Source organism: uncultured Campylobacter sp., assembly GCF_938002845.1.
Lineage (GTDB): Bacteria > Campylobacterota > Campylobacteria > Campylobacterales > Campylobacteraceae > Campylobacter_B.
Genome location: NZ_CALKZP010000009.1, coordinates 37,525 through 48,003, shown reverse-complemented (window position 1 = coordinate 48,003; position 10,479 = coordinate 37,525). Strand labels below are relative to the sequence as shown.

10 protein-coding genes are annotated in these 10,479 nt (G+C 48.7%); 4 read left to right on the top strand and 6 right to left on the bottom strand.

Features of this window, described 5'->3' with window-relative positions:
* Positions 1-128: 128 nt before the first annotated feature.
* The 5 genes from Q0224_RS01030 to Q0224_RS01010 all read right to left on the bottom strand — a co-directional run bounded on the left by Q0224_RS01030 (position 129) and on the right by Q0224_RS01010 (position 5,204).
* Positions 129-1,406 carry a M20/M25/M40 family metallo-hydrolase gene (locus Q0224_RS01030; protein WP_297948317.1) on the bottom strand — a complete coding sequence of 426 codons (1,278 nt, stop codon included), beginning with the start codon at positions 1,404-1,406 and terminating at the stop codon, positions 129-131.
* A 282-nt stretch (positions 1,407-1,688) separates the two neighbouring features.
* Positions 1,689-1,949: a cation transporter gene (locus Q0224_RS01025; RefSeq protein ID WP_005871832.1), complete on the bottom strand. Its 261-nt coding sequence runs from the start codon at positions 1,947-1,949 to the stop codon at positions 1,689-1,691.
* A complete protein-coding gene (locus Q0224_RS01020; protein ID WP_297948315.1) occupies positions 1,942-2,343 on the bottom strand; it encodes an aryl sulfotransferase in 402 nt (133 codons plus the stop codon). The genes Q0224_RS01025 and Q0224_RS01020 overlap by 8 nt, the downstream gene beginning before the upstream one ends.
* Positions 2,344-2,742: 399 nt before the next feature.
* On the bottom strand, positions 2,743-3,813 hold the full coding sequence (locus tag Q0224_RS01015; protein WP_297948312.1) for a transglutaminase-like domain-containing protein: 1,071 nt from the start codon (positions 3,811-3,813) through the stop codon (positions 2,743-2,745).
* 335 nt (positions 3,814-4,148) lie between these two features.
* Positions 4,149-5,204 (bottom strand): transglutaminase-like domain-containing protein, encoded by a 1,056-nt coding sequence (locus tag Q0224_RS01010; protein ID WP_297948309.1) that lies wholly within the window; start codon positions 5,202-5,204, stop codon positions 4,149-4,151.
* Positions 5,205-5,311: 107 nt separating this feature from the next.
* Between Q0224_RS01010 and cmoB the strand changes: the two genes are divergently transcribed.
* Positions 5,312-6,205, top strand: coding sequence for a tRNA 5-methoxyuridine(34)/uridine 5-oxyacetic acid(34) synthase CmoB (gene cmoB, locus Q0224_RS01005; RefSeq protein WP_297948306.1), 894 nt, complete (start codon positions 5,312-5,314; stop codon positions 6,203-6,205).
* A 562-nt stretch (positions 6,206-6,767) separates the two neighbouring features.
* Here cmoB and Q0224_RS01000 read toward each other — a convergent pair.
* The gene (locus tag Q0224_RS01000; protein WP_297948304.1) at positions 6,768-7,367 is read right to left on the bottom strand and encodes an MBL fold metallo-hydrolase; all 600 of its coding nucleotides are present in this window, start codon (positions 7,365-7,367) and stop codon (positions 6,768-6,770) included.
* A gap of 95 nt (positions 7,368-7,462) precedes the next feature.
* Here Q0224_RS01000 and nadE point away from each other — a divergent pair, with 95 nt between their 5' ends.
* The 3 genes from nadE to Q0224_RS00985 are packed head-to-tail and all read left to right on the top strand — an operon-like array spanning position 7,463 to position 10,473.
* The gene (gene nadE / locus Q0224_RS00995) at positions 7,463-8,266 is read left to right on the top strand and encodes an NAD(+) synthase (RefSeq protein ID WP_297948301.1); all 804 of its coding nucleotides are present in this window, start codon (positions 7,463-7,465) and stop codon (positions 8,264-8,266) included.
* 10 nt (positions 8,267-8,276) lie between these two features.
* The gene (locus Q0224_RS00990) at positions 8,277-9,413 is read left to right on the top strand and encodes a DegT/DnrJ/EryC1/StrS aminotransferase family protein (protein ID WP_297948298.1); all 1,137 of its coding nucleotides are present in this window, start codon (positions 8,277-8,279) and stop codon (positions 9,411-9,413) included.
* Positions 9,406-10,473 carry a tetraacyldisaccharide 4'-kinase gene (locus tag Q0224_RS00985; protein WP_297948296.1) on the top strand — a complete coding sequence of 356 codons (1,068 nt, stop codon included), beginning with the start codon at positions 9,406-9,408 and terminating at the stop codon, positions 10,471-10,473. The genes Q0224_RS00990 and Q0224_RS00985 overlap by 8 nt, the downstream gene beginning before the upstream one ends.
* Positions 10,474-10,479: the final 6 nt, after the last annotated feature.

The window sequence follows — 10,479 nt, the reverse complement described above, 5'->3', positions numbered from 1 at the left end:
GAAATTTTAAGTCAAGGCTAGACAAGTAGTCTGCCGCAGACTTAAAATTTCAAACTCATTCAAAACCAGCGTAGCGACACCGCAGGCGGGGTTTCTGTAAAGACGCTCAAAAGACAAGCCGTTCCGAGCTACTGAAGCCTAGCGATTATATTTCTTACGACTTCCGCCACCATCTCCACCGACGCTATCTCGCAGTGCTCGTTTACGGAGTGAGGCGAGTGGATGTTTGGGCCTATGGAGCAGGCTTGCAGCTCGGGTTGTTTTGCGACCAGCACGCCGCACTCAAGGCCTGCGTGCACGGCGGCAAATTTCGCCTGCGGCTTTTGTTTTTGCAGTTCCTCAAGCACCAGATGGGCAAAGTCGCTGATGCACGGCGCCCAGTTCGCCGAGCGGTCGGCTATTCTAACCTCAAAGCCCAGCGCGCTAGCTAGCGTAGCGGTCTCAAAGCCCAAATTTTCTAGCCCCTCTCGCTTCATCGCGCGAGCGAAAAAGTCAAACTCGATCACTTCACCCTTCTGCTTGACGGTCGAGAGATTTATGCTTTCGTTTACCATGCCAAGCTGCGTGTCGTAGCTGCGCACACCCTGGGCAAAGGAGTTAATTAGCGCCAAAATTTTGCCGCTGTTTACCAGTACGTCCGCTTCGCCCTCGCCGAGGCTCTTTACCCACGCCAGGCCGCGCTGCTTCGGCTCATGCGCGCACAGCGCCTTACATACGGCATTTGCGGGGATCGAGTTGCTCCTCTCGCCAAAATCCAAGCTTATGAGCTCACAGCCCTCCTCGGCGAGGAATTTCGCCAGCAGCTTCGTTGCATTTGGGATATTTTTATGTATCTCGTTGCCCGAGTGCCCGCCGCTAAGCCCGGTGACGCCGATCTCGTAAATTTTACCGCTCTTTTTGACGCTCGCGGCGCCGATTTTTGCGCTTACGTTTATGCCTCCGGCGCATCCTAGCGTCACGCGGTCATCCTCTTCGCTGTCTAAATTTAGCAAATTTGGAGATAGAATTTTACCCTTAAAGGCATTTGCGCCCACGAGCCCTACCTCTTCGTCGTTGGTAAATAGGCACTCTAGGTTCGCAAACTCCCGCATCGCGCCCATCATCATCGCCACGCCGATGCCATCATCAGCGCCCAGAGTTGAGTTTTTCGCCCTTAGGATGCCGTCCTCTTCGATGAGCTGCAAATTCGGCGCCGCGCCCACGCAAACCATGTCGTAGTGGCTTTGCAGGCAAATTTTAGGCTCGCCCTTTACGGCGTGGATGTTACCAGCCTCATCGACGTTTACGCTAAAGCCCTGAGAGCGCGCAAAATCCGCCAAAAACTCCCTCATCTGCTCCGTTTCGCAGCTGCAGTGAGGTATCTCGCACAGCTTCTTAAAATCATTCATAACCTCGTTTTTTTGCATGTTTACTCCTTTTGAATTTATTTATATCCGCGCGTTATTGCGACACACCCGTTAAATTTAAAAGCGACCGCGCTCGCTTAAGCGCTTACGAAATTCTGATAAATTTAAACGCGACCGCGCCGGCATAGCGCTTCCGCAAAATACGCGCAGACTTTATCGATTGCACTAGCTTACGCTGCAGGCAAGCCCCGCAAAATGAAATTTTATGCAAAGTCGCATGAATTTTACCGAAATTTAGCAAGAATTTTATTTAAAATTTAGTCAGAATTTTGCCGGGGATTTTTATTTTACGATTACACCTTCATAGCCCGTTTTAGCGATTGCCTCAAGCATCGCGGTCTCGTTTGCATCATCCTTTGCCGCGACGGTCGCGGTTTTGCTCTGCTGTGAAACCTTCGCGCTTATCACGCCTGGCGTTTGCAAAAGCGCCTTTCGCACGATCGTAGTGCAGAGCGGGCAGTGGATTTTTTCCACGTAAATTTTAACCTCTTTGTCGGCAAAAAGTGCCGTAAATCCAAGCATCAAAAACAAAATTTTACGCATAAAGCCCTCCTAAAATTTCGGGATATGTAAGCATAAATGCAAGCAAGGCTCCTAAGAGCGCGTAGATTAGGATCCACTTTTTGCGCCTGCTTTGCAGCGAGCATGCGCGCGGCTTTTTGAAAAAGAAAAATGCAGAAAGCGCGAAGCAAAAAAGCGCTAGCACAGAGAGTGGCGCGCGGTAACCTTCCAGCGCCTCCGCGCCTGAAAAAATGGAAAAGCTCGCGCCGAAAATCAAAAATAAAAGCGCGGGCAGGCAGCAAAACGTCGCCGCAACCGCGCTAAAAATCGCGGCGAATATCAGCCACAGACTGCGCGTGCTGAAGCGATTTTTGCCAGGATATTCTCGCTTTTGCGTCAAGGTTTCTTGCGCGGGATTTTCTAGTTCGGTTTTCAAATTTTACCTTTAAGTATAATCTTAATAATCTTGTCGCACCCTCGTCAGCTTTAGACGTGGAATTTTATCTGCAAATTTTACCGCTACCAAATTTCGCACAGAGTGGCAAAGAGGCGAAATTTTAAATTCCGCAAGCCGTAAATTTCAAAATTTTGCGCGCCGAAAAATTTCAAAATTTTATTCATCTTGGAATTTTAAAATTTCGCCGCTCACAAAATTCTAAAAAATTTTAAAATTCCACGCCAAATAAAGCGCGGAATTTTTTGCCGATGCAGGCGCGGTAGCGCGCAGATTAGGCGCATTTTTATACATTCGCTTTAAAACCGCCTAGCCGAAAGTCCCTCTACATGCCCACTCAAAAAGCCCAAGCTGGCGTGCCGCATAGCAAAATGCGCGCCGCTACAGCTCCTTCGATCTGTAATCGTAGCTGAAATCTTTCGGCGAGTAATAATTAAGCGTGTTGCCGTCCACTTCGCCGTAAGGATAGCCGAAATTATTGATCGGAAACTGCGCCGGGCGTGGGCTTAGCGTAAAGTCTCTGCCGTAGTTAAAGCCGATCCAGCACATCTCCCAGTTGCCGAATAAATATTCGCGGATTTTAGCGAGCTTGCTATCGTCATTGCTTAGCTTCTCGCCCAATCGTACCTTTGTAACGTCTGCGGGATCGACCGGGATCCAGCCGTGGCCTTTTAGATAAAATTCCGCTCTGCAGTGCTGTGCGCCCGAGATATGGCTGACGCCGTCTTTAGGCGCGACGCCCATTTGAGCGCTAAATCTCGACGCGCCGACGCGGATACCAAACATCTCTCTTGCGGCGATGCCTTGCGCGCGGCAAAGTGCAACGAAAACACTATTTATGTCGGTGCATTTGCCGCTTAGCTTGCCGCTACTTAAAATTTGCTTCACGTCCCCTAACCCGCAGCCTAGCACACTGTTATCGCGCTGCATAGTGTTCGCCACCCACGTATAAATCGCGCGCGCCTTTTCCAAATCGCCCTTTATGCCGCCTGCGATCTCGTCTGATTTTTGCTTGACGACGCCGTCGATTTGAATCTGCGCACTAGGCTCTAAAAACTTCGCCACCTCGGGGTTAAGCTTTTCGTTCGGATTAAATTTTACCTTGCTAAAGTCGGTGTTACGCTCAAAGGTCTCGACGCTAAATTTAATATTTAGCGTGGGCTTTGCCACACCGACGTAGCCGGCATAGAGCGTCGGAATTTCGCCGTAGTCCACGGACGGATCGTTGAAATTACCGTCAAATTTTACGTCGCTTACTTTTTGATATTCCGTGATAAGAGGAAGCGGTATCCAAAGCCGCGTCTGCTTGCCCTTCTCCAAAATTTCGTGATTTAGCGAGAGCCCGAAAGTTCTCTTTTTGCCAATGACTTTTTCCCCGCCCAAAATGGTACTCGGAGTTGCCATAACGGCGCCTAAAATCGCAGTGTTTCTTAAAAAATCGCGTCTTTGCATGAAATGCCTTCAAAATAAAATGGCTAAGCCTTAGCCCTAATTACGCGTGGATTTTAACCTTTTGCGGCTTTGAAATCGCTAAATTTAAAATTTCACCAGCTTTAAAATTTTAAAATTTCGCTTCAAGATATAGCGCGAAATTTCGCCAAAGCGGGCATGATAGCCCGCAAACTAGGCGCGCAGGCAGTATGTATCGGCGGCGTAGGCTAAACCACGCAAAAAGCGCCGCTGTCGCAAAAGCCAAGCGTGCGTTTCGATGAAACGGTTAAGCTTTGACGAAGCGCGGCAGCTTAGCTTAAGCAAATCGCGGCAGCAAAATGCAAGCCGTCAGAAGGCTAAATTTCTCGCGAAAAATACTCGTAGATAAAATTTTTAGGCGAGTACGGATCTTTCGGCGTGCCGCCCACTTCGCAATACGGATGCGAAAAAATTTCAATCGGAACGTGCGCCGGGCGCGGATTTAGCACGATTTCGCGAGCATAGTTAAAACCCAGCCAGCACGGCTCCCAGTTACCGAAAAGATACTCGCGCACCTGCGCCAGCTTAGAATCATCCTCGCTTAAGCCTTCGCCGAGTCGCACCTTCGTAACGTCCGCGGGATCGACGGGGATCCAGCCATAGCCTTTTAGATAAAATTCCGCTCTACAGTGCTGCGCGCCCGAAATTTCAAGCGCACCGCCACTTAGGGCGCCCATGACACCCATTTCAGGCGAAAATTTCTGCGCTGCGCCCGTGCGGATGCCGTAAATAGCGCGAGCAGGAATGCCAGCTGCCCTGCAGAGCGATACGAACACGCTATTAATATCGGCGCATTTGCCGCTTAGCTTGCCGCTGCTTAAAATTGTCGCTGCATCGCCGCTGCCGCATGCGATCACGCCATTATCGCGGCTCATATTTTTTGCGACCCATTCATAAATCGCGCGCGCCTTTTCCAGATCGCCTTTAAGCGAGCCGGTGATCTCGTCTGATTTTTGTTTCGCAGCGCCTTCTACCGGAATTAGCTTTGATGGCTTTAAAAACTCCTCGATCTCTGGGCTCAAGCGCTCGTTTTCATTAAAACTTACCTTGCTAAAATCGGTATTTCGCTCCGAAATTTCAATATCAAAGCTAAGCTCAAAATAATCATCCTCTTCGCCTACGACACCTTGCTCGCCGTATTTGCCGACGCCTGCTCTTGCCTCTTTATCGGGTGCGAAGCGCGCGTAGTACGTGCTTATATGATCTCCGCAGATAGCAGACTCTTGCGCATTTGAGCGGGCATGATATTCGCCAAGCAACCTCTGATACGGCTCTTGCAGCACTAACGGCAGCCAAAGCCGTACCTCTGCGCCGCTACTTGAAATTTCGTGATTAAACCTGAGACTAAATTTTCTCGTTTTTGCTTCTTGCATTTTTTGCTCCTTTGCTTGAATTGCAAGTCGATTTTATCTCTTTGCGCCTTAAAATGGATAAAATTTTATGTTAAAATGGCGCTAAATTTGAAATTTTAGGATTAAAAATGGATCTGCAAAAAATCAGAGACGAGAACTTTAAAAAGCTGCAAAGCGGGCAAAACCGCGAAATTTTAAGCGCGATCGAGGCGCTACAAATAGGCGAGTGCGACTGCGAGTGCGGCGACGTCGTGCGGGCTAGCTTTAGCGCTAGCGCGGAGCAAAAGAATGAAATTTCGCGTATCACGCGAGCGCTAAAGCCGTGGCGCAAGGGGCCTTTTGCGCTGAATGACCTTTTTATCGACGCCGAGTGGCGAAGCTTCATGAAATTTAACCTGCTGCGGCCGTTTTTAGATCTGCGCGGCAAAACCGTCGCCGACGTGGGCTGCAACAACGGCTACTATATGTTTCGCGCAAGCGAGCTAGCGCCTGCGCGGCTAGTGGGGTTCGATCCCGGCGCGCTATTTTATCTGCAGTTTCGCTTCATCGAGAAATTCCTCCGCAGCGGCGCGAAATTCGAGCTTTTGGGCGTGGAGCATCTGCCGTTTTACGAGCATAAATTCGATACGATCTTCTGCCTCGGCGTCATCTACCATCGCAGCGACCCCGTAAAGATGCTAAAAGATCTGCGCGCCTCGCTAAATACGGGCGGCGAGGTATTTTTAGACACGATGTATATCGAAGGAGCGGGCGATTTCGCGCTGTGTCCGAAAAACAGCTACTCAAAAATTTCAAATATCTACTTCGTCCCGACCGTCGGCGCGCTACAGAATTGGTGCGAGAGGGCGAAATTTAGAGATTTTGAAATTTTGGCTCAAAAGCCCACGGATGCTAGCGAGCAGCGCAAAACGGAGTGGATCGACGGGCAGAGCTTGGAGAATTTCCTAGATCCGCTCGACGGCTCGCGCACGATCGAGGGCTACCCCGCCCCGAGGCGTATCTACGTGCGGCTTCGGACGTGATGCGCGCCTTTGAAACATTTTTCGCGTACCCGTGCACTGATATGCAATGGGATCTACGCCTTTAAAACGCGTAAAATTTTCGCAAAATTTTATCGAATTTATCGGCTCGCGGGGGAAAATTTTACGTTCGGCAGAGCGCGGAATTTAGCTAAATTTAGCGAGCTTGAATTGGATTAGATCGCATTGTAGCTGCTAGGATCGGTATGGCGGCGCAAATTTTAAATTTCGCCTTTTGCGTTACGCTTTGCGTCTTGCATGCGCAGCGGCGCGGAATTTTGCTAAATTTAATCAAGCGGCGGCAAATTTTAAAATTTTATCTGCGCATCTTCGCCAATGCGCGCGTAGTGCGAACGCAGCGTAGAATTTAACGCCCGCGGCCGTAAATAAAGCGGCAAATTTGACGCCTGTAATGCGAACGAAGTTGCATAAATTCCGCTACCTACAAGCAAAGCGGTATAAATTCTAGCGCCCGCGAACAAAGCGGTATAAATTTTTCGGCGCTGAACAGCTTCACGCCACTTCACCGCTTCTCGCATAGCGAGACGCAATTAAATTTAAACTATCAGCGCTCAAAAAGCTGCAAAAAATATTTTAAATTTTGCCTCTCGGCCGCTAGGCTCGTATTTGCTCCATGCCCCGGATATAGCGTAAAATCGCCCTTTATCTGCAAAATTTTATGCAGAGACTCTCTCATCTGCGCACCGCTTGAAAAGGGAAAATCCCACCTGCCGATCGAGCCTTTAAATATGACATCGCCGCTAAAGATCGCGCCGTCCGCTTCGATCATACAGCTGCCCGGCGTGTGCCCGGCGAAGAGGCTAAATTTAACGTTAAAGCCCGCTATTTCAAGGCTTTGCTCCTGCCCTTTTATGAGCACGTCCGCTTCTATGGATTCTGGCATCGTCTCAAAGGGATCCGCCCGCAACATAAAGGCGTCTTCCTCGTGGATATAAATTTTAGCGCCCGCCCTTTGCAGCTTCGCATCGTCATAAACATGATCGAAATGCCCATGCGTATTCAAAACCGCGGCGATCTTTCCCGTATTTTGCATAACCCAATCAAAACTGCCCTCGCCCGGATCGATCACCAGATCGCCCTGCTCGCCCTTTAGAATGTAGCAGTTCGTCGCGTATTCACCGAAAGCTTTTTTTAAAATTTGCATTTAAATCCTCCTTTTAAGCTTAAATTAAAGCCGTAATTTAGCCAAAAATAGTTAAAATTCGCGCAATTTAACGTAAAATTTTAAGGCTAAATATTATGTTTTTGGACGATTTGCTGCCGCAACTGACCGATTTTTTATCGGAGAGACTCGATGAAACGGGCGCGGATGCCTTTGTAGTGGGTATCAGCGGTGGGCTTGACAGCGCCGTGGTTTCTGCGCTTTGTGCACTTACTGAGATCCCCACTTACGGGCTTATCCTACCCAGTGCGGGTTCAAATTTAGAAAATATGGCAGACGGCATCTTTCACTGCGAATCCTTTAATATCCCCTACGAAATCCAAGAGATCGCGCCATTTGTAGAAAATTTTACCGCTTTAAATCCCGGTGCAAGCGCTCTTCGCATCGGAAATTTCGCCGCGCGCGCAAGAATGAGCTTGCTTTATGATTACAGCGCGGCTAAACGCGGCGTAGTCGTAGGCACGAGCAATCTTAGCGAACGGATGCTCGGCTACGGCACGATCTACGGCGATCTAGCCTGCGCGTTTAATCCAATCGGCGAAATTTTAAAAACCGATCTGTTTAAATTCGCAAAAATTTTATGCATAGACGATGCGATCATCAAAAAAGCCCCAAGCGCCGATCTATGGGAAGACCAAAGCGACGAGCGCGAGCTTGGATACAGCTACGAGATTTTAGATAGCGTGCTAAGAGATATTTTTTCGCACGAAACGCTGCGGACGAAATTTCGCTCAGGCGAGCAAATAACCGCAAACGATCTAAAATATCTGCAAAACTCGCGCCACAATCAAGAGCTGGTGAAATTTATCGTCCGTAGAATTCTTAAAAATAATTTTAAGCTTCGCGCGCCCGCGGTCGCCCGCATAGAGCCCGCACACTAAGGAGATATTTATGAAAGAGATACCGTTTTATAAGGCTCAAATCGATAAAAAAGAGGAAGACTTAATCAAAAGCGCCCTCTACAACAGCGATATAAGATATAGCGAAATTTTTGAAGAGGATATTTGTAAATATTTTGGCGTAAAGCACGCCGTATCTACCACGAGCGGCACGACGGCGCTGCATCTGGCGCTTTGTGCAATGGATATTAAGCGCGGAGATAAAATTTTATGCTCCGTAAATTCCTTCCCCAACGTTGCCGAAGTGATCCGCCACTTCGACGCCGAGCCCGTTTTCGTAGATATCGATCCGATAAGCTTTAACATTACGAGCGAAAGCCTTGCTCGCACGATAGATCAGAACCGCCACAAGAAACTAAAATGCGCTTTCATCTCGCACATCGCTGGGCTTGCTGCGGATATAGACGCCATCAGCGAAGTCGCCAAAAGCGAAAATATCATCCTCATCGACGATGCGTGCCGAGCTATGGGCGCTACCTATAAGGGCGCAAAAATCGGAGCGCTTAAAAGCTCGCTCATATCGTGCTTTCAGATCAATCCTCAAGCGCAAGACGCGATCTCTACAGCGGGCTTTTTCGTTACGAACGACGATGAGATCGCAAACGCCGCACAAATTTTAAGAAACGGCGGCATCGTAGGGGACGCCTTTTACAAAGACGGCAATATGTCCTTTACCTACGACGTCGATCGCATCGGTCAAAAATACGATCTTAACGCTATAAATTCCGCCTACGCCATCGCACAGTTTGAAAAAACCGATACCTTTATAAAGCGCCGCAAGCAGATCGCCGCAGCCTACCGCGAACAGCTCGCAAACTGCCCGCACGTGACGCTTCCAAGCGACAGCGAGGAGCATATCTACACTCAATTCATCGTAAAGATCGACAAAAACCGCGACGATTTCGCCAAAGCGCTGATAGCGCGCGGAGTGAGCGTATCGCTGCACTACGTGCCGGTGCATCTGCTAAGCTACTATAAAAGCAAATATAATTACAAGGTCAATGACTTTCCGAATGCGCTTAAAAACTATCAGCAAATTTTATCCCTGCCGATCTACACGGCGCTTAGCGACGACGATGTGAGCTACATCTGCGAGCAGATTAAAGAGATAGCGCAAAATCGTGTTTAAACTCCTAATCGAGCGAAACTTATACGACCCTAGCCCCGCATGGCTTGCGCTCGGAGTGATTTTAGCGCCGTTATCGCTACTTTATACGCTTATCGTCTGCCTAAAAAGGCTCTTTGCTAAGCCGCAAAAATTTAAAATTCCAATAATCAGCGTCGGAAATTTAACCCTCGGCGGAAGCGGCAAAACCCCGCTGGTGCGGGCGCTTTTTAAAGAATTTAACGGGGGGCTCAAAACATGTATCATCCTTCGCGGATACGGACGCAAAAGTAGAGGCTTGCTCGAAGTAGCGCTCGACGGGCGGATACTTTGCGACGTGGGGCAAAGCGGCGATGAGGCGATGGAATACGCGCTGTTTCTGCGCGGCGCAAACGTGATCGTCAGCGAAGATCGCGCCGCAGGGATTTTGCGCGCGCAAACTCTCGGCTTTGAGCTCGTTATCTTGGACGACGGATTTTCTAAATTTAATATCTTTAAATTTGATATCTTGCTGCGCCCGCAAAGCGCGCCAAAGCTGCCCTTTTGCCTGCCATTCGCCGCGTATCGCTACCCGCCGTTTTTTTATAAATTTGCGGATTTCATACCCGCGCCGAGCGATATTTCGCAGGAGTTTAAAATTGTTTCGGCGGCAGATCTGCAAAGTAAGCTAAACGGCACGGATGAAATTTTAAATCTTGCGGATGAGATTTCAAATTCCACCGCGGATGAAATTTCAAATTTGAACCCCACGGCCGCGGATAAAATTTTAAATTCTAAAGAGGCTGGTTTTGAAAAATCCCGCACGATCTTAATCAGCGCTATCGCCAAGCCTTGGCGCTTGCAAGAGTTTTTACCGCTCGCAAAAGCCCACGCATTTTTCCCCGATCATTACGATTTCAAAAAAGAGCAGATTTTAGAGCTGCTAAGGCGCGAGAGCGTGGAGCATATCCTTTGCACGGCGAAAGATTACGTGAAATTGAGGGATTTGAGCGCAGAAATTTCGGTGATTTTGTTAAATTTGAAGCTAAGCGAAAACTTTATCCGCAAAATTCAAAACTACATAAACCAAGCTATGATAAAATAAGGTTTT

Excerpts from the sequence above, each read along its gene's own strand:
- Q0224_RS01030 (WP_297948317.1), bottom strand. The coding sequence starts at position 1,406 with ATGCAAAAAAACGAGGTTATGAATGATTTTAAGAAGCTGTGCGAGATA.
- Q0224_RS01025 (WP_005871832.1), bottom strand. The coding sequence starts at position 1,949 with ATGCGTAAAATTTTGTTTTTGATGCTTGGATTTACGGCACTTTTTGCC.
- Q0224_RS01015 (WP_297948312.1), bottom strand. The coding sequence starts at position 3,813 with ATGCAAAGACGCGATTTTTTAAGAAACACTGCGATTTTAGGCGCCGTT.
- Q0224_RS01010 (WP_297948309.1), bottom strand. The coding sequence starts at position 5,204 with ATGCAAGAAGCAAAAACGAGAAAATTTAGTCTCAGGTTTAATCACGAA.
- cmoB (WP_297948306.1), top strand. The coding sequence starts at position 5,312 with ATGGATCTGCAAAAAATCAGAGACGAGAACTTTAAAAAGCTGCAAAGC.
- Q0224_RS01000 (WP_297948304.1), bottom strand. The coding sequence starts at position 7,367 with ATGCAAATTTTAAAAAAAGCTTTCGGTGAATACGCGACGAACTGCTAC.
- nadE (WP_297948301.1), top strand. The coding sequence starts at position 7,463 with ATGTTTTTGGACGATTTGCTGCCGCAACTGACCGATTTTTTATCGGAG.
- Q0224_RS00990 (WP_297948298.1), top strand. The coding sequence starts at position 8,277 with ATGAAAGAGATACCGTTTTATAAGGCTCAAATCGATAAAAAAGAGGAA.